Annotated in this window: 15 protein-coding genes; 14 read left to right on the top strand and 1 reads right to left on the bottom strand. The window is 58.9% G+C overall.

The genetic code is table 11. The annotated features are described in order from the left end of the window. The 12 genes from KF814_18625 to KF814_18570 all read left to right on the top strand — a co-directional run. Positions 1–634, top strand: a 634-nt coding sequence (locus KF814_18625) for an ABC transporter permease (protein ID MBX3238168.1), incomplete at its 5' end; no start/stop codon positions are given. A 147-nt stretch (positions 635–781) separates the two neighbouring features. Next, complete coding sequence (locus tag KF814_18620; protein MBX3238167.1) at positions 782–1,699, top strand: DUF1207 domain-containing protein; 918 nt, start codon at positions 782–784, stop codon at positions 1,697–1,699. Positions 1,700–1,785: 86 nt separating this feature from the next. Beyond that, positions 1,786–2,130, top strand: a complete 345-nt coding sequence (locus tag KF814_18615) for a cytochrome c (GenBank protein ID MBX3238166.1) — start codon at positions 1,786–1,788, stop codon at positions 2,128–2,130. Between the two features lie 36 nt (positions 2,131–2,166). Beyond that, complete coding sequence (locus KF814_18610; protein ID MBX3238165.1) at positions 2,167–4,542, top strand: phosphoketolase family protein; 2,376 nt, start codon at positions 2,167–2,169, stop codon at positions 4,540–4,542. Beyond that, on the top strand, positions 4,524–6,608 hold the full coding sequence (gene glgX / locus KF814_18605; protein MBX3238164.1) for a glycogen debranching protein GlgX: 2,085 nt from the start codon (positions 4,524–4,526) through the stop codon (positions 6,606–6,608). The genes KF814_18610 and glgX overlap by 19 nt, the downstream gene beginning before the upstream one ends. 52 nt (positions 6,609–6,660) lie before the next feature. Then, complete coding sequence (locus KF814_18600) at positions 6,661–9,132, top strand: glycogen/starch/alpha-glucan phosphorylase (GenBank protein MBX3238163.1); 2,472 nt, start codon at positions 6,661–6,663, stop codon at positions 9,130–9,132. 225 nt (positions 9,133–9,357) lie between these two features. Then, on the top strand, positions 9,358–12,543 hold the full coding sequence (locus KF814_18595; protein ID MBX3238162.1) for a beta-phosphoglucomutase family hydrolase: 3,186 nt from the start codon (positions 9,358–9,360) through the stop codon (positions 12,541–12,543). A 28-nt stretch (positions 12,544–12,571) separates the two neighbouring features. Next, a complete protein-coding gene (locus KF814_18590; protein MBX3238161.1) occupies positions 12,572–13,726 on the top strand; it encodes an MlaE family lipid ABC transporter permease subunit in 1,155 nt (384 codons plus the stop codon). 12 nt (positions 13,727–13,738) lie between these two features. Next, positions 13,739–14,536 carry an ATP-binding cassette domain-containing protein gene (locus KF814_18585; protein ID MBX3238160.1) on the top strand — a complete coding sequence of 266 codons (798 nt, stop codon included), beginning with the start codon at positions 13,739–13,741 and terminating at the stop codon, positions 14,534–14,536. Then, on the top strand, positions 14,533–15,564 hold the full coding sequence (locus tag KF814_18580; GenBank protein ID MBX3238159.1) for an MCE family protein: 1,032 nt from the start codon (positions 14,533–14,535) through the stop codon (positions 15,562–15,564). Before KF814_18585 ends, KF814_18580 begins: the two co-directional genes overlap by 4 nt. A gap of 16 nt (positions 15,565–15,580) precedes the next feature. Next, positions 15,581–16,189, top strand: coding sequence for a membrane integrity-associated transporter subunit PqiC (locus tag KF814_18575; protein ID MBX3238158.1), 609 nt, complete (start codon positions 15,581–15,583; stop codon positions 16,187–16,189). 417 nt (positions 16,190–16,606) lie between these two features. Next, complete coding sequence (locus tag KF814_18570; GenBank protein ID MBX3238157.1) at positions 16,607–17,971, top strand: MFS transporter; 1,365 nt, start codon at positions 16,607–16,609, stop codon at positions 17,969–17,971. Between the two features lie 261 nt (positions 17,972–18,232). On the opposite strand, the gene KF814_18565 is transcribed toward KF814_18570, so the two are convergent. Then, a complete protein-coding gene (locus tag KF814_18565) occupies positions 18,233–18,691 on the bottom strand; it encodes an MGMT family protein (protein MBX3238156.1) in 459 nt (152 codons plus the stop codon). Here KF814_18565 and KF814_18560 point away from each other — a divergent pair. Both KF814_18560 and KF814_18555 read left to right on the top strand, forming a co-directional pair. After that, complete coding sequence (locus KF814_18560) at positions 18,642–19,019, top strand: phosphatase PAP2 family protein (protein ID MBX3238155.1); 378 nt, start codon at positions 18,642–18,644, stop codon at positions 19,017–19,019. The genes KF814_18565 and KF814_18560 overlap by 50 nt on opposite strands. 86 nt (positions 19,020–19,105) lie before the next feature. Continuing rightward, positions 19,106–19,446: hypothetical protein (locus KF814_18555; protein MBX3238154.1), on the top strand; the 341-nt coding region annotated here is incomplete at its 3' end.

Here is a 19,446-nt window from a genome sequence, read left to right as displayed (position 1 = left end):
TGTGAAGTTCAATCCCAACCTGAACGGCATCTGGTTCGGCGGCGTGATGGAGATCATCAGCCAGGTCACCATGCTGTCGATCATCCTGACCGGCGCCGCCCTGATTCGTGAGCGTGAACACGGCACACTCGAGCATCTGCTGGTCATGCCCCTCATCCCTTTTGAGGTCATGGCGGCCAAGGTGTGGGCGAACGGCCTCGTCGTGCTCGTCTGTGCCGCGCTGTCCTTGCGGTTTGTCGTGCAAGGGGCTTTGGGCGTTCCCATCGTCGGTTCCGTCCCCTTGTTCCTGTTCGGCGCCATGCTCCACCTGTTTTCCACGACCTCGATGGGCATTCTCCTGGCCACGGTCGCCCGCTCCATGCCGCAGTTCGGATTGCTGATGATTCTCGTGGTCCTGCCGTTGCAAATGTTGTCCGGCGGGATCACGCCACGCGAGAGCATGCCGGAGATCGTGCAGAACATCATGCTGGCCGCGCCGACCACGCATTTTACGGCTTTGGCGCAGGCGATCCTGTACCGGGGCGCCGGTGTGGACGTGGTGTGGCCACAGTTGACCGCCATTATGGGTATAGGAACGGCGTTTTTTGTCGGCGCTCTGCTGCGCTTTCGGGCGAGCCTTGCCTCGCAGAGTTGAGGGAGAGGTGGCCTCGACATACCTTGTGGGACTTCATACCTGCCATGGCGCTGCTGGGCGGTTCCTGGGCGGTTCGTTGTTCGGCTTCGACATGTGGCGCTTTGGGCGCCAGTTCCAATGAGTCGCGCGATGCGAGGTGTTTCGAACATGAGACAAGGACGATGGGCTGTGGGGATACTGGCGCTGGCGGTGGCCACGGCGGGGCCGGTTCTCGCGGACGAACCGCCGGCCGGGCAAGCCGTCGATTGCCGTTATGAGTATGCGACCGAAGGCGTGACCGGCGCGGCATTTCCCACAGACGACGTCTTTCGACCCTTGATGGCCGATCCGAAACAACCGCAGTTCTTTGCCAGCTACCTGGCTGCCCGCGCGCGGACGGATGGGACCCATGCCAATATCGGGTCAGTGGGGTTCGGGGAAAACTTCGGGTTCTATACGAGGCGAGAGGGTTGTAACGGATGGCAAGTCGGTCTTCTCGCCGGGGTGTTTTCCCAATTCGACCTGAGCGCGCCCTCGTCGGATCTCATCAACACCGACTATGTCGTGGGCGTTCCCCTGTCCTGGCGATCCGGGGGCTGGTCGACGAGAGTCCGTCTCTATCACCAAAGCAGTCACCTCGGCGATGAGTTCCTGCTGGGTCGGCCGGGGTTCAACCGGTTGAATCTGAGTTTTGAAGAACTGGAAGCGCTGGTTTCCTACGACTACCGGTGGGGGAGGTTGTACGCGGGCGGAGGGTATTTGGTCCATCGCGAACCGGCCTCGCTCGACCGGAATCGCGTGCAGTGGGGAGTCGAGTTGCGCGGCCCCACCATTCCATCACCGATCCTTGGACGGGCGCTGGCAGGGTTTCTCGTCACGCCGGTGCTCGGGGCGGACTTCAAGTCATTCGAGGAGTTGAACTGGGTGATCAATGCCAATGTCGTCGGCGGGATCGAGTGGTCGAGACAGGGATCGAGTCGCCGCTTCCGCTTCCTGGTGAATTACTATCACGGCTTCAATCCCTATGGGCAGTTCTTCGCGCAGAAAGTCGAGACGGTGGGATTTGGGTTCTACCTGCAGCTGTGATCGAGAGCCGCTCGTCCAAATAAGCGAACATGTATGAGAGAAAACGATTGCCGATATCACGGACGATCGGCGAAATGGAATAAGACATGAATGCGTTGGCTCGTGCGCTGTTTATCCTCCTCATACTCATTGGGGCAGTCCAGGGATGCGGCCTGTGGGCTGCCGAAGGCGGTGCCTCCAAAGGAAAGCGGCTGTTCGAGGAGCACTGTATGGTGTGTCATGGCCAGGGAGGCAAGGGGGATGGCTATCGTCTGTTCAATCCACCACCGGCCGACCTGACCTCCCCCGCGGTTCAGGAAAAACTTGACGCCGCCTTGCTCAGGACCATTCATGAGGGGCGACGGAATACGGCGATGGGAAGGTGGAAGTACGTCCTTTCCGATGAGGAGGCCCGTGAAGTGCTCGCGTATCTGCGGTCTCTCTCTCAATAAGCCAGAGGGGAAGAAAGAGGGGAAGGAGTCAAGCCTATGAGCAGAGCGTCGCAAAGTCCACTGAGCCCTGAGATGCTGCGGAAGATAGACGCGTACTGGCGCGCGGCCAATTATCTCTCCGTCGGTCAGATTTACCTGTACGACAATCCGTTGCTGAAACAGCCGCTGAAGCGCACGCACATCAAACCGCGGTTGCTGGGTCATTGGGGCACGACCCCGGGTCTGAACCTCATCTATGTGCATCTCAACCGCCTCATCAAGGAACAGGACCTGAACGTCATCTATATCGCCGGCCCAGGACATGGCGGACCGGGGCTGGTGGCCAACGCCTACCTTGAAGGGACATATAGCGAGGTGTACCCGAACATCTCACAGGATGAGGACGGCATGAAGCGGCTGTTCACCCAGTTCTCGTTCCCCGGTGGAATTCCGAGTCACGTCGCGCCGGAAACCCCCGGCTCCATTCACGAGGGCGGCGAGCTGGGTTACTCCCTCTCGCATGCGTATGGGGCCGCGTTCGACAATCCGGATTTGATCGTCGCCGCCGTGGTGGGCGACGGTGAAGCGGAAACCGGTCCGCTCGCGACGAGTTGGCATTCCAACAAGTTTCTGAATCCGGTCACCGACGGGGTCGTCCTTCCCATTCTCCATCTAAACGGATACAAGATCGCGAATCCCACCGTGCTGGCCCGTATCAGTCACGACGAACTGGATCACCTGTTTCGCGGGTACGGCTACACCCCCTATTTCGTCGAAGGGCGTGATCCCAGGACGATGCATCAGCTCATGGCCGCCGCGCTCGACGCCGTTCTGGAGGACATTCGGCGCATCAAGGCCCGCGCGCGCCGAGGGGGCGCCCACGCACGTCCGCTCTGGCCCATGATCGTGCTCCGGACGCCGAAAGGCTGGACCGGTCCGAAACAGATCGACGGCAAGCGGACCGAGGATTACTGGCGTTCTCACCAAGTCCCGATGGGGGACATGGACAAACCATCGCACATCAAGACCCTCGAAAAATGGATGAAGAGTTACAAGCCGAAGGAACTGTTCGACAAGACCGGACGACTCAAGCCCGAACTCAGCGAACTGGCTCCCAAGGGAACGCGGCGGATGAGCGCAAATCCGCACGCGAACGGAGGACTGCTGCTCAGGGACTTATGTCTGCCGGATTTTCGTGACTATGCCGTGAAGGTGACAAAACCGGGTGCGATCGTGGCCGAGTCCACCCGCCTCATGGGGAAATTCCTGCGGGACACGATGAAGTTGAATATGGAAGGTCGAAACTTCCGCCTCTTCAGCCCGGACGAGAACAACTCGAACCGCTGGCAAGACGTCTTGGAGGTCACCAACCGCACCTGGATGGCGGATCGCTATCCCTACGACGACCACCTGGCGCCGGATGGTCGGGTGATGGAGATCTTGAGCGAACACCAGTGCCAGGGATGGCTGGAGGGGTACCTCCTGACCGGCCGGCACGGGTTCTTCTCCTGCTACGAAGCCTTCATTCACATCGTGGATTCGATGTTCAATCAACATGCCAAGTGGCTGAAGGTCTGCAACCACATTCCATGGCGGCGGCCGATTGCTTCGCTCAATTATCTGTTGTCTTCCCATGTTTGGCGGCAGGATCACAATGGATTCAGTCACCAGGACCCCGGGTTCATCGACCATGTCGTCAACAAGAAGGCGGAGGTTATCCGGGTCTATTTCCCCCCCGACGCCAACTGCCTGTTGTCGGTCACCGATCACTGCCTCCGCAGCCGCAACTACGTCAACGTGGTCGTCGCGGGGAAGCAACCGGCTCCGCAGTGGCTCACGATGGACGCCGCCGTCAAACATTGCTCCGCCGGCCTCGGGATCTGGGAATGGGCCAGCAACGACAGGGGAAGCGAGCCCGACGTGGTGATGGCCTGTTGCGGTGACGTGCCGACGCTCGAAACACTGGCCGCAACAGACCTGCTCCGCCGCCATCTGCCGCAACTGAAAATTCGCGTCATCAATGTGGTGAACCTCATGAAACTCCAGCCGCCAAAGGAGCATCCCCATGGATTGAGCGACAAAGAATTCGATGCGCTCTTCACGACCGACAAACCGATCATCTTCGCCTTCCATGGATACCCGTGGCTGATTCACCGACTGACCTATCGGCGGACCAATCACCCGCATTTGCACGTGCGCGGCTACAAGGAAGAAGGGACGACCTCGACCCCGTTCGATATGGTCGTGATGAACGACCTCGACCGGTTCCATCTAGTCGGGGATGTGATCGATCGGCTGCCGCAGCTCGGGTCACGGGCGGCCTACGCCAAACAGGCGATCCGCGAGAAGCTGCTTGAACACAAACAGTACATCGCAACGCACGGCGACGATATGCCTGAGGTGCGTGATTGGAAATGGAGCAGAAACGGGTGATCCAACAGGGTGAAAGTTTTCCTCTCGGCTCGACGGTCTGCCCCGACGGGGTCAATTTCAGCCTGTTCTCAAAGAACAGCACCCTTGTGGAACTGCTGCTGTTCGATCACACGGACGATGCAAAGCCAGCGACAGTGATGGCCCTCAATCCCCGGTGGAACCGGACATACCACTATTGGCATATCTTCGTGCCCGGTATTCAGGCCGGCCAGATCTATGGCTATCGGGCGTTCGGACCTTCCGAGCCGCAACATGGATTGCGGTTTGACTCACGCAAGCTGTTGCTTGACCCATACGGGAAGGCGCTGGCTATGCCGGCCTGCTACAGCCGCGTCAACGCGTCCGTACCGGGTGACAATTGCGCAACTGCGATGAAGAGCATAGTCGTCGATCCCACCAGATATGACTGGGAGGGAGATATCCCGCTGAAACGGCCGTTTGCCAAGACTGTGATCTATGAGTTGCACGTGCGCGGGTTTACCCGCCATCCCAGTTCCGGGCTCTCTCACGAAACGCGCGGTACGTATCGAGGATTGATCGACAAGATTCCGTACCTGCAGGATCTCGGCGTCACCGCAGTGGAGTTGCTGCCCCTGTTCCAGTTCGACGAACAGGACGCTCCGAGGGGTCTCGTCAATTACTGGGGCTACAGCCCCATCTCATTCTTCGTGCCGCACCACGGGTATAGTTCCCGCAAAGATCACTTGGGCCCGATGGACGAGTTTCGCGACATGGTCAAGGCGCTTCATCGGGCGGGCATCGAGATCATCCTCGATGTCGTGTTCAACCATACGGCGGAAGGAGACCACGCAGGCCCGACGCTCTGCTATCGCGGCCTGGAAAACGCGGCGTATTACGTGCTGGAGGAGAACCGGTCACGCTATGCCGACTATACCGGCACCGGGAACACCTTGAACGCGAATCAACCGATTGTCCGCCGGTTGATCCTCGACAGCCTGCGCTACTGGGTGGAGTCGATGCACGTAGACGGCTTTCGCTTCGATTTGGCCTCGATCCTCTCCCGCGACGAGGATGGCCGGCCGTTGAAGAATCCCCCCATCCTGTGGGACATCGAATCGGATCCGTGCCTAGCCGGAACGAAGCTGATCGCGGAGGCCTGGGACGCGGCGGGCCTGTACCAGGTTGGCTCGTTTATTGGAGACAGTTGGAAAGAGTGGAACGGCCAATTCAGGGATGACGTCCGCAGCTTCATGAAGGGAGACAACGGCACGGTGAGGCGGGTGGCCAGACGATTGTTAGGCAGTCCTGACCTCTATGGGCACAAGGAGCGAGAACCGGAGCAGAGCCTCAATTTTGTGACCTGCCACGACGGATTCACGCTCAACGACTTGGTCTCCTACAACCACAAACACAATGAAGCGAACGGAGAGGACAACCGGGACGGGACCGACTTCAACCTGAGCTGGAATTGCGGAGTGGAAGGTCCGACCGACGACCCGTCCATCGAGCGCTTGCGCAACCGGCAGGTGAAAAACTTCCTGGCGTTGACGCTTCTGTCCGTCGGCGCGCCGATCTTGCTTATGGGCGACGAAGTCCGGCATACACAGCGCGGGAACAACAACGCCTATTGCCAGGACAATGACATCAGTTGGTTCGACTGGACGAGACTCGGAAAGCATGCCGACATTCATCGCTTCGTGAGGTTCCTCCTCTTGTTGCGCTTGAGGAGTCCACTGGCGCGAGGGGAGAGCAGTCTGACTCTGAATGAGATCCTTTGCCGGGCAAGGATCGACTGGCATGGAATCGTGCTCAATCGGCCGGACTGGAACGACGAATCCCACAGCCTGGCCTTGACGGCCGGCACTCTTGACGGGCGGTTCCTCGTCCATGTCATCGTGAATGCCTACTGGGAGCCCCTGGCATTCGAACTGCCGGGCGCGGCGAAGTCAGAGCAGGGCTGGCGTCGCCTGATCGACACCTGTCTGGACTCGCCGGATGACATCTGTGACGGGCCCGATGCGCCGTTCGTTCCGGGTGACAGCTATCTGACACAACCCCGGTCAGTGGTGGTCTTGTTCGCGCTGAGAGCAAGTGACGCCAAGTGAGACACTTTTTCCCTGGACGACCTTCACTCTTGAGTTCTTCGACGGAGGTCTTATGAACGAGCGCCTCAACGAGCTTCATGAACAATATGGATGCGGGCCGGTCCAGTTCTATGGGACAGACGATGCACTCTACGACCGGCATCTTGTGTTCGACAATGTCATTGTTCCCGAGAAGGCCACCCCGCGCGAGCAGTTTGAGGCGGTGGCACGGTCCATTCGAGACGTCATTTCGCAGCGCTGGCTCCTGACGGAGAAGACCTACGAGCGAGAGAATCCGAAGCGGGTCTACTACCTCTCCATGGAGTTCCTTTTGGGGCGTTCACTGGCCAACAATATCGTCAATGCGCAACTGGCGGAGATCTCGCTCGAAATCATGAAGAAGAAGAGCCATGTGGATCCGACCTTGGTCGAGATGGAGTCGGATGCCGGGCTCGGAAATGGCGGCCTTGGCCGTCTGGCGGCCTGCTTTCTGGACTCTATGGCAACGCTTGAGATTCCGGGTATGGGTTACGGTCTCCGCTACGAATACGGCATGTTCAAGCAAACAATCAAGGACGGCTGGCAATTCGAGCAGCCCGACAATTGGCTGCGGCGTCCTGATCCCTGGGAAGTGGCACGATTGGAGGAAGCGGTTGAAGTGAAGCTCAACTGTTCATTCGAACTCCGCGCGGGGGAATTGTATCCTATCATCGGCCGACCGTCGATTCTCCTCGGCATCCCGTTCGACCGGCCGGTGATCGGCTACGGAGGGAAGACGATCAATACGCTTCGTCTCTGGGCCGCCGCCAGTCCGGACTACTTTGACTTTCAACAATTCAGCCGTGGCGACTTCGCGGGGGCGTTAGCAGAAACGCTTACCGCCGAATCGCTCACGCGGGTACTCTATCCCGATGATTCGACGTCCATGGGACAGGGGCTGCGCTTCCTGCAGGAATATTTCCTCGTCGCCTGCTCGCTCGCCGATCTTGTCCGCCGCTTCCGGCATACGAACAACGACTGGAGCGCATTGCCAGAAAAGATCGCGATCCAACTGAACGATACGCACCCGGCGATGGCCGTGCCCGAGCTCATGCGGATCCTGCTCGATGAGGCGCACCTCGGCTGGGAGCAAGCCTGGGACCTGACGCAGCGCTCGCTCGCGTACACGAACCATACCCTCTTGCCTGAAGCATTGGAGAAATGGCCGCTCAGATGGTTTGAGACCTTGCTCCCGCGATTGGCGGAGATTATGTGCGAGATCAATCGGCGTTTTCTCGACTTGCTAGGGACACAGTTCCCCAACGACCGTTCACGCTTCGGCCGTGTCAGTCTCATCGAGGACGGCACAGACCGGAAGGTTCGCATGGCCAATCTCGCCATCGTCGGCTCACACAGCACGAACGGTGTCAGCGCCATTCATTCCAAGCTATTGCGGACGCGGGTTGTGCCGGATCTCGCCGAGATACTTCCGACACGTTTCAACAACAAGACCAACGGTGTCACACCCCGCCGGTGGTTGCTGCTCTGCAATCCCGGATTGTCACAACTTATTACGGATGCGATCGGTGATGGCTGGATTACCGACCTCAGCCAATTGGCCAAATTGAAGCCGCTCGCCGGGGACAAGGGGTTTCAGGACGGCTTTCGCAAGGCGAAACGGGAAGCCAAGATGCGGTTCGTGGAGTGGTTCAAGGCGACAACCGGTGAGGTGGTAGACCCCGACACGATCTTCGACAGCCAGATCAAACGCATTCACGAATATAAGCGGCAACTGCTCAACGTCCTGCACATCGTGGTGCTCTACAATCGTCTGCGCGAGAATCCACACCCCGAGTTCGCAGCGCGCACATTCTTCTTCGCCGGCAAGGCGGCGCCGGCCTACGCGCTCGCTAAGCTCATCATCAAGTTCATCAACAATCTGGCCGGCACCATCAAGGGAGATCCCGCCGTGGGCAGGCATCTGAGAGTCGTGTTTGTGCCGGATTATTGTGTCTCGGTGGCCGAGCGTCTGATTCCGGCCAGCGATGTGTCCGAACAGATCTCGACGGCCGGCTATGAAGCCAGCGGGACGGGTAACATGAAGTTCATGATGAACGGTGCGCTGACGATCGGCACACGCGACGGCGCGACGATCGAGATGGCTGAGGCAGCCGGGGAAGAGAATCTCTTTCTGTTCGGTCTCAGCGCCGAAGAGGTCGCCGATAGCCGTGGCTGGTACAACCCGCAGTGGCACTATGAGAACGAGCCGGAGACGCGTCGGGCGCTGGACCTGATCTTTTCTGACCACTTCAGCCGCCATGAGCCGGGAGCTTTCAATCCGATTCGCGAGGCGCTGCTGACGCACGGCGATTATTACATGCACCTGGCGGACCTCAAGTCGTACAGCGAGACGCAGGAAAGACTGGGGCGCCTCTACGCTGATTCGCAGGGCTGGGCGAACAAAGCTATTTTGAATGTCGCCGGCTCGGGCAAGTTTTCCAGCGACCGTACGATTGCGGAATATGCACGGGACATTTGGAGAGTGACACCATGTCCTGTCTCCTAGGAGTCCGTCAAACGGAGTTGGCGGCACGACTTGGCGCTCAGGAGATTCACGGAGATGGGGCCGATTTGTATGCCTTGCTCCTGGCGCTCGCTGGCGCAGGAGGCGGCCGCCTGGCCATACGTATCAATCTTGACAAGGACATTCATACGGGGCCTGAAAAAGCTGGGAGCTGCCTTCAAACGGGCGTTGTCATAATCCGATGCGGCATCTGAGGTACGATCTCCAATGAAAAAGACGGTTCCCATTGTCACGTTGTCTCCTCGTGATTACGACGCCGTTTTGTTCGATCTCGACGGCGTGCTGACCAAAACCGCGAGCGTGCATGCAGCGGCGTGGAAAAGACTGTTCGACGGGTTTCTCGAACAGCGGGCCGCAGCCACAGGCGAAGCGTTCATCCCCTTCGACATCGAGAGCGACTACCGGCGCTACGTCGACGGCAAGCCCCGGTACGACGGCGTGGCCTCGTTTCTTGACTCGCGCGGCATTGCCCTGCCTTCCGGCGCGCCCGACGACGCCCCCGGCATGCAGACCGCGCATGCGTTGGGCAACATGAAGGACCACTATTTTCTGCAACAGCTGGAGCAGCACGGCGTCGAGCCTTATGAGGCCGCAATCGCGCTCGTCGAAACACTTCGCACTCAGAAGGTCAAGACGGCCGTCGTATCCTCCAGCAACAATTGCGCGGCAGTGTTGGAGGCCGCGGGGATATCGGGCCTCTTCGACGCCCGGGTGGACGGAATGGACATAACCAGGCTGGCCCTCAACGGCAAGCCGGCGCCCGATGGGTTTCTGGAAGCGGCGCGGCGCGTCAGGGCCGACCCCTCGCGGGCCGTCGTCGTCGAAGACGCTCTCGCCGGCGTCGAGGCGGGGCGTGCCGGTCGATTCGGGTTGGTCATCGGAATTGATCGCAGCGGGCAATCTCAGGCGCTGCGCGAGGCGGGCGCCGATGTGGTGGTGACCAGTCTCGCGCAGGTCCAAGTGACGACGGAGTCACCTTCTGAGTGGTCACTGGTGTACGAAGGGTTCGACCCGGCGAGCGAGGGAACCCGCGAAGCATTGTGCACGCTCGGCAACGGCTATTTCTCGACGCGCGGGGCGGTAACGTGGGCGCGGGCGGACGGGATCCACTATCCCGGCGCCTACCTCGCCGGCGGCTACAACCGACTGCGCACTGACATTGCCGGTCGGGTGGTCGAGAACGAGGACCTCGTGAACCTTCCCAATTGGCTTGCGCTCGAGTTTCGCATCGCCGACGGGGACTGGTTCGACGTGAGAACTGTCACAATCCTTTCATATCGCCAGGAGCTTGACCTTCGCCTCGGCATGCTGCTCCGCACTATACGTTTCGAGGATGGCCAGGGGCGGCGCGTGACGCTCAAGGAGCGACGTCTGGTCTCGATCAGCGACATGCATCTGGGCGCGCTCGAACTGGCGCTCATCGCCGAAAACTGGTCCGCGCGTGTCACGGTGCGTTCGGCCATCGATGGACGTGTCGTCAATGCGGGCGCCAGGCTCTATCGCAAATTCAACAATCAACATCTGGAGTCGCCGGCAGGCGAGGTAGTCGGCGAAGACAGCGTCTCGTTGCTCGTCCGCACCTGCCAATCCCATATTCAGATTGCGCAGACGGCGCGAACGCAAGCGTTCGTCGGCGGCAACTCATTGAACGGCCCGCGTCGGGTCATCAACGAACCGGGCTACATCGGACAGGAATTCGACCTCGAACTGAGGCAGGGCGAAACAGTGAAGCTTGAAAAGCTTGTCTCGTTCTATACCTCGCGTGATCACGCTATTTCCGAGTGCGGATCGGCGGCTCGTAAGGCGATCGCGGGCGCGGGTCGTTTCGACGCCATCATGGCGGAGCATGCCCTCGCCTGGAAACATGTGTGGCGTTACTTCGACGTGCAGATGCTGCCGGTCGACGCTCCGTTCAAACTGAACGTCCCGATGCTTCTTCGGTTGAACATGTTTCATCTGCTGCAGGCGGTCTCGCCCCATTCGATCGGCCTCGATATCGGCGTGCCGGCGCGCGGCTGGACCGGCGAGGCCTATCAGGGCCACATCTTTTGGGATGAACTGTTTATCTTCCCGTTTCTCAATTATCGAATGCCTGAGATCACCCGGTCTCTTCTGCTCTATCGTTACCGGCGTCTGGGTGAGGCGCGCGCCGCGGCCAGGCGCGCGGGGTTACAGGGAGCCATGTTCCCTTGGCAAAGCGGGAGCGACGGACAGGAAGAAACGCAGGAACTCAATCTGAACCCGCGCTCGCAACGCTGGGTGCCGGATAACTCGTACTTGCAGCGCCACGTGGGGAGCGCCGTCGCCTATAACGTCTGGCAGTACTTTCAAGTCACTCACGACATCGAGTTTTTGCGGTTTCACGGCGCCGAACTGATTCTCGAGATCGCGCGGTTCTGGTCCAGCATCGCTCATTTCAACGATCAGCGAGGACGTTATGAGATTCACGGCGTCATGGGACCAGACGAGTTTCACGAGGGATATCCCGACTCACCGGCGCCCGGCCTGAAGAACAACGCCTATACCAACATCATGGCCGTATGGGTGCTGTGGCGGGCGCTGGAGGTGCTCGACTTGCTCCCAGACATGCGTCGCGAGGCGCTCATGGCGCGGCTGGGATTGTCGGAGGAAGAGATCGTCCGCTGGGACGAGATCAGCCGCAGGATGTATGTGCCGTTTCATGACGACGGAATCATCAGTCAGTTCGAAGGCTACGAAAAGCTCGCCGAGTTGGATTGGGAGAATTATCGCATGCGGTACGGCAACATCGGCCGCCTCGAACTGATTCTCGAGGCGGAGAACGACAGCGCCAACCGCTACAAGGCATCGAAACAGGCGGATACCCTGATGTTGTTTTATCTGTTTTCCTCCGAAGAGCTCGGCGAACTGTTTGAGCGCCTGGGCTATCCGTTCGACCCGGCAACGATTCCGAGACACGTCGCCTACTACGACTCCCGCTCGTCCCACGGATCGACGCTGTCCCGCGTGGTCCATGCCTGGGTGCTGGCGCGTTCCGACCGGCCGCGGGCGACTCGCTACTTCGCGGAAGCGCTCCAGAGCGATGTGAACGATATTCAGCAGGGCACCACCGCGGAGGGCGTCCATCTCGGCGCCATGGCGGGAACGGTCGATCTCGTGCAGCGCGGAACGATGGGGATCGAAGTCACGGCAGACGTTCTCCGTCTCAACCCGAAATTGCCTCTGGAAGTGGAACGCCTCGACATGCACCTTCGCTATCGCGGACATTCGCTCGATCTACGACTCACGCGCGATGCGCTCACCGTGCGCGGACACAATGGCGGCGCGGCGCCGATCAAACTGGGAATCAAGAACGAGGTGTACGAGTTCGGGGGCAGCAGCACGCGCCTGTTCAATCTTGACTCACCGACGTGAGTGGCAAGGGGAACGGAACACGAAGGATATGGTGGAGGGAACACCAGCAGCAGAGGGGTCTCTCAATTCGCTGGATGCGCGTCGCTCGAGCGACGGCGGCACGCTCACGCTCATCATGACGGGACGGTGGGATTCGGACACGACCGGGAAGTGGTGGCAGCGAGGCCAACAGATGCTGACGCAAGGGAAACCACGCCGGCTTGTGATCGATGCGTCGGGGGTGAGTTACTGTGACGGCGCTGGGGTTGCGTTCCTGATCGACCTTCAGCAGTTGCAGATCCGCACCGGCGGTGATGCGACAATTCAAGGGCTGCAGGAGGAATTCCGGCGCCTTCTGGATATCTATGGGGATATCTCAATAAATCGTCCACCGGGACGCCGCCGTGAGCCGCTGTCGATCATTGAGCAGGTTGGAAAAGCGGCGGTCGAACTGTGGCGGGATCTTCAGGCCCTTCTAACTTTCGTCGGAGAACTGGCGCTGACGTTGCTCCGTGCTGCTCGCCGGCCCCGTCTTGTGCGATGGCAAGATGCCTGGCTTGCGGCGGAACGGTCCGGAGTCGATGCGCTCCCGATCATTGCGCTGATCGGGGTGCTGCTCGGCCTAATCTTGGCGTTTCAGTCCGCCATTCCGATGCGCCGGTTTGGGGCGGACATTTTCGTCGCCGATCTCCTGGGAATAGCGATGCTCCGCGAGATGGGGCCTTTGATCACTGCCATTATCCTGGCCGGCCGGTCCGGTTCGGCGTTTGCCGCAGAACTGGGAACCATGAAAGTCAGAGAAGAAATTGACGCGCTGCGTACGATGGGACTTGAGCCGGTCCGATTTCTCGTTTTACCACGTGTCATAGCAGCGGTGGCGATGATCCCGGTCTTGACGGTGTTCGCAAACCTGTTCGGTTTGATGGGAGGAGCGATCGTGATGCGGTCGCTGGGGTATCCGCTCGTCACGTATGTGAACCAAGTCCTGTCAGCCGTGACAGTGGGGGACCTCATGGGTGGACTGCTGAAATCATTCGTCTACGGTATTGTGGTAGCCGCGGTCGGCTGCCTGCGGGGTTTGGAGACGAAGACAGGCGCCAGTGCGGTCGGCCAATCGACCACCAGCGCGGTCGTCAGCGGCATCGTGCTCATTGCTATTGTGGATGGCCTCTTTGCAGTGGTGTTCCATGCCTTAGGCTTGTAACCGTTGCGCGTCATGCTGCCGATAGAAAACAGGCCGATTATTCAAGTGCAACACTTCACCGCCGCCTACGATGGGTCAGTGGTGATCGACGACATTTCTTTTGAGATCTATCGTGGCGAAGTCTTTGCCATCCTCGGTGGATCCGGCAGTGGAAAAAGCACCTTGCTGAAGCACATGATCGGCCTCTACCAGCCCGCGGCCGGACATATCTTCATCGGCGGGAAGGACATCGTGACGGCCGAGGGAGATGAGCGCACCGGTATTCTCAAGAGCATTGGGGTCACGTATCAGATGGGTGCGCTGTTCGGTTCCATGACCCTGTTGGAAAATGTCCGGCTGCCCCTGGAAGAATACACGGCCCTTCCGTCGGATGCCATGGATCTGATCGCTCGCATGAAACTCAAATTGGTAGGGCTGGAAACGTTCCTGGATTATATGCCCTCCGAACTCAGCGGCGGCATGCAGAAACGTGCGGCCATCGCGCGTGCCATGGCGCTTGACCCGCACATTCTCTTTCTGGATGAGCCCTCTGCGGGACTCGACCCGATTACCTCGGCAGAACTCGACCGACTGATTCTCGACCTCGCCCGCAATCTCGCGATCACGTTCGTCATCGTCACACATGAGCTGTCGAGCATTGACACCATCGCCGATCGGGTGATCATGTTGGACAAGGAGGTCAAAAAGATCGTGGCGACAGGACGGCCTCAGGAGTTACGCGAACATGCCGTCAATCCCTGGGTGCGTCAATTTCTCAATCCTGGTGTACCGGCCGAGACCGCCGGAAAAGGCGCAGGTGGAGAGCAATGAGCGCCAAGGCCAACTATCATAAGATCGGCGTCTTTATCGTGCTCGGATTGGTCACACTCATCATCGCGATCGTCGCGCTGAGTGGAGGGAAGTGGTTCAAGAAGGTGATGTATTGGGAAAGCTATTTCGACGAGTCCGTCCAGGGCCTCGCGGTCGGATCGCCGATCAAGTATCGCGGCGTACAGGTCGGAACGGTGGACGCGATCGGTTTCGTGGGCGATATCTATGGAGAAGAACTCGGCAAAGAAGACTTGCTGCGCTATGGGCGCTATATTCTTGTCCGTGGATCTGCTGCTGATCTGGCACCCCATCTCACGCAGGAAGAAAAAGAAGCGGAGCGTGGCGGCAGGATTACGGCTGGGCTTCGGGTCAGGCTGGCTTCACAGGGCGTGACAGGAGTGGTGTACCTGGAAGCGGATTACCTGGACGCGCAGCAGTATCCGGCATTAGACGTGCCGTGGAAACCTCAAGCTGCGTACCTGCCTTCCGCTCCAAGCACGGTGAGTGTATTGGGCGCCGCTCTCCATACCATTGCCAGAGATCTGGAAAAGGCCGACATCCACACAATAACCAGAAATCTCGATAGCCTTGTGCTTGCAGTGACGAAATTGGTTCAAGACACAAATGCGCAGGCATTGAGTAGCCAGACGGGACGAGTGCTGGCCGAGTTTCAAGAGCTGGCGGGACAAACTCGTCGGCTTGTGGAGCGCCCTGAAATCAGAGCCATGGTTTCCGACGCGGCCGGCACGGTGCAAGGAACGAGACAGCTCATCGCCGATTTGTCAGAGGCATCGAAACACATCAAGACCGCATCCGAACAATTCCCCGGCGCGTTCGCCCGGTTGGAGCGTACGGTGCAGCGAATGGACAGGCTTATGTCGAATAAGAGTCAAGATATCGAGGACACAGTGGAGAATCTGCGAGTCATGTCAGAGAACCTTCGGGAAATAACCGACAATGCGAAACGATATCCCGCTCAAGTGTTCTTGGGCGAACCTCCGCCTCGGGCGGGGGCGACAAAGCGATAACCCATCTGGGATAGCCGTGCCGGATTTCATCGGCATCTGCCTTGTCCTGCTCATACTCGGCGGTTGCGTGAATCTCGGCAGGAGCTATCCGGAGAAACACTCCTATGCTCTGGAGGCGGTACATTCAGGCGAGACACGGGCCTCCATTCCTGGAACCGTCCTGAAGGTTCGAAAATTTCGAGTCTCGCCGGCTTTTGAAGGAAAGGAGTTGGTGTATCGCGCGAACGATGCGCGGTACGAAGGAGACTTTTACAACGAGTGGTTTGTCCCGCCCAATGCCATGATCACTCAACAAGTCGTGAACTGGCTGACAAGGGCCGGCCTGTTTCAGTATGTCATGGATTCGTCAGGGCCATTGCCCGCCACGCATAGGCTCGAGGGGATCCTGACGGTGCTGTATGGAGATTATCGCGCAACCCCTGCAAAGGCTGTTCTGGCCGTCCAATTCTTCTTCCTCCATGAGGCGTCCGCTCAAGGAGAAGTTCTGTGGCATCGAGAGTATCGGAAAGAAGTGGACATTATGGAACAGACGCCCGAGGCACTCGTGTCGGGTTGGAATGAGGCTCTTCGACTTATCTTGAGCGCTCTTGATGAAGACCTCACTCGAACACTCCGGCGTCAGTGACGCGTGGGCAGATAAAGCCGTTACGGGCGTAATTGGGACGATCTTACCTTCACGATCCAGGAAGGTCAGCCAACGGACTGGCGGCAAGTGATCGATACGAGTCTCCCGAGCCCGGAGGACTTTCGCAGCCCGGGAGAAGAACAAACCGTTCCATCCCTTCACTACAGAGTGACGGCATGGTCAATCGAGGTCTTGTTGCGGAAGGCAGTGTGAGGGAGTAGTAGGAGGCACGACCTTGCGGATCGGCATGGCAGCAGGCCACGACGGATTGAAGTTGAAGCGAAACGTAGAAGGACCTTTCAGAGAAGGCCTCCTATGCGCTCGAGGTCGTGCGCCAAAGCGAGAGAATCCTTTTCATAGATACCCCGGTTATGCCGGAATAGTAGGTCTTGCTTCCTAACTCTCTTGGGTAAAGCTATGTCCCTCGTGAGCTTGCTGCGCGCGACTTTTCAGGGCCTCCGGGATGATGAGCGGACACAGGGAACTCTTGAGGTCAGTGAGCAGCTGAGCTCGAAGAGAAATGTGCGGTGGCTTTGGACTGGGGAGCTAATTTCCCAACTCGGGGACGGCCTCAATAGGCCGGCGATCCTGTGGTTCGTGTACGATCTCACTGGTTCTGCTGTTAAAATGACGTTCATTGGTGTCCTTCAGACCATCCCGCCCTTGGTCCTCGGCCCAGTTATCGGTGTGTATCTCGATCGTCTGTCCGCCGACTGGAAACTTCGCGTGATGATCTCACTGGATCTCGCGCGTGGTGCACTATTGGCGTGGCTCGCGACCCTCTCTATTCTCGGTATGCTGACCTTACCCACATTGTACACATTTGTTTTTCTGATCGCCCTTGCTGCAATGCCGTATGGGCCGGCCTTGAACTCGACCATTCCCTCTCTGGTACAAGCTTCGCGCCTGACCGCTGCAAATGCGGCAATACAAAGCACGGCAACGCTCGGCTTGTTGTGCGGACCCGCGATCAGCGGCGCCACAGTTGCCTTCCTTGGTGTGGGGTACGTCCTGTACGCCAATGCCGCCACCTTTCTGCTCGCCGCTTTCTGTAAGATGCCGATACGCGTAAACTCAGAAGCACCGAGCCCGATCCGGAGTGGAACATCCGGTGGATGGATCAATGAACTGGCAGCTGGATTCCGGCTTGTGTTTGTTGAGCAACGAATCATTTTTCGAGTTGCCCTGTTAGGCGCCCTCTTCACTCTCGCATCGACAGGCTTCATCTTTCTCCTTCCCATCATCACCAAGAACATTCTTTCTGGAGGGCCGATGTTCCTTGGGGTGATATGGTCGGCCCTTGGCCTCGGCATGATATTCATGTCAGTGCTGTTAATGTCGAGCGCTCGGCGAACACTCATCGATCATTTGTTGCTGATATCGGCGGGGCCGGTGATTGAAGGGTTGGCCATTGTGGGGCTCGCAGCGGTTGACAGCTTGGTGGCGGCGCTTGGTCTCGTGATCGTCATCGGTGCCGGAACGGCTCTTGTCATGCCGATGATCACGGCCTTTATTCAGGTAACAGCTCCTCAGGAGACTCGTGCAAGAGCGTTGACGATCTTCGGCACCATCACGATGGTCTCCGCCATGGCTGGCATGACGGCCTTCAGCTGGGCAGCTGATCATCTGGGAAGTCGTATCGCACTCGTTGTGCTTGGAGTCGTGCAAATGATGGCCGGTGTGATCGGCGTCATGTTTACGCAATCCTCGGAGTTCCAGACAAATCTCGCGAGTCGGTCCGATGATCATCCGTCAAGCAAATCGGACACCGGTATCACTTGACCCCGTTTCGTCGATGCTCCAGCGGGTTCTGAATAGGACACAACTTTCCAGTAATCGGAGACAGAGACGAACATTGAAGTGGGAACAGCAGGTTGTCGGTGTCTGCATCCAGAGGAAGAGTAGAGGGGAGTGAGACGACCGTGAGGCGATCGGCATCATCCGGGCGGCGAAATCTGGCGCAAGAGGCGACAGGCCCTGTCAGGCGCTCGCGGGGCAGTAAGAGCGATTGTTTCCGCAAGTACCGAAAGACCCATTGAACGGCTAGTCACGACCCATACCCCGGTGCCAGCCGGACACGATAAGTTTCCAGAGATACTTGCGCGCCAGATGCTCGGCGATCTCGCGGTAGCTCATCCTCAGGCCCGCAGGAATCCTTCGCAATGTTTGCCACACTCGCCCCTGGAACGCCGTGCCCCGCACATCCAACGGCAGATCGAGACCGAGCGACGGCGCTTCGACGAAGCCGACGATTTTCGCGACGAGCTGGTCGAAGTCGACATCACCTCCGATGAGAGTGGCTCGAGGAAACTGGTCTTGTAACTCGCGCGCCAGCGCGTCCGGATCGTCGCCCAGAAAAAGGGCGCAAATCCCGCGCTCGCTCTTGGCCACCAGGATCGACCCCAGCGAGCACTCGCCCACGGCGAACCAGATCTCCGTCCGGGCGCCAGGCGTGACCAAGTTTGCGGTAGGGCGGGAGCGGCCGAACGAGGGGCGTGGCACGCACTCATTCGATCCGTTTCATGAATTCGATCGATCCTTTCCCTCGAGTCATGCCGCGAGGGCATTTGCCGTGGCGAGCGTATTTGCCGATCGCTACGAGCAACCGATCCCGTTGATCGCCTATGGCACGGCAGCGTTCATCAGCGTCTCACGGGTGTATCTCAATGAGCACTTTGCCTCGGATGTCGTCGCGGGTGCCGTCTTGGGTTTTGTGATCGGGAAGGTCCTGAGCTGGCGCCATAAGGACGAGAATCGGCGGTTGACCGTGCTCCCTTATGTTCCGGACGCCAGGGGTGGGTTGGGGATGACGTTCAGCTGCTCATTCTGACTGGAAGCCGGCTCAACGGCCTGGCGATGCCGATCGACATGCGATCGTAAAGATTGCGGAACCGGCTATGGGAGCTTCTTAGACAAATGGCAAGAATACTTTCCGCGCTTCTCCTCAGCGTCCTGTGTGCGATCAATGGCTGTACTTCCGCACAGGTCACGCAGACGCACGCTTCGCAGCCGAACGCATTTCAGGCAGAAGGCAAGAAACAGGAGCAGTCTCAAGAAGCGCGGTCTCCAGAAGAGCGGTTTCGAAAGGAGAAGCCGCAAGAGGAACGGGATGAGGAAGACACGGTGCTCTCCGCAATCGCGGCAGCTCCGGAGTACCTCGTGAAAGGATTGGCTTATCCATTCAAGAAGTTCGGGATCTATTACGAGCGCACCGACCTGATGAACCGCCTCATGGATTTGTTCTACAACGATGAGCG

It is taken from the genome of Nitrospiraceae bacterium, assembly GCA_019637075.1.
Classification (GTDB): domain Bacteria; phylum Nitrospirota; class Nitrospiria; order Nitrospirales; family Nitrospiraceae; genus JAHBWI01.
Note: the sequence above shows the minus strand (reverse complement) of the source record. Positions and strands in the feature narration are given on the sequence as shown.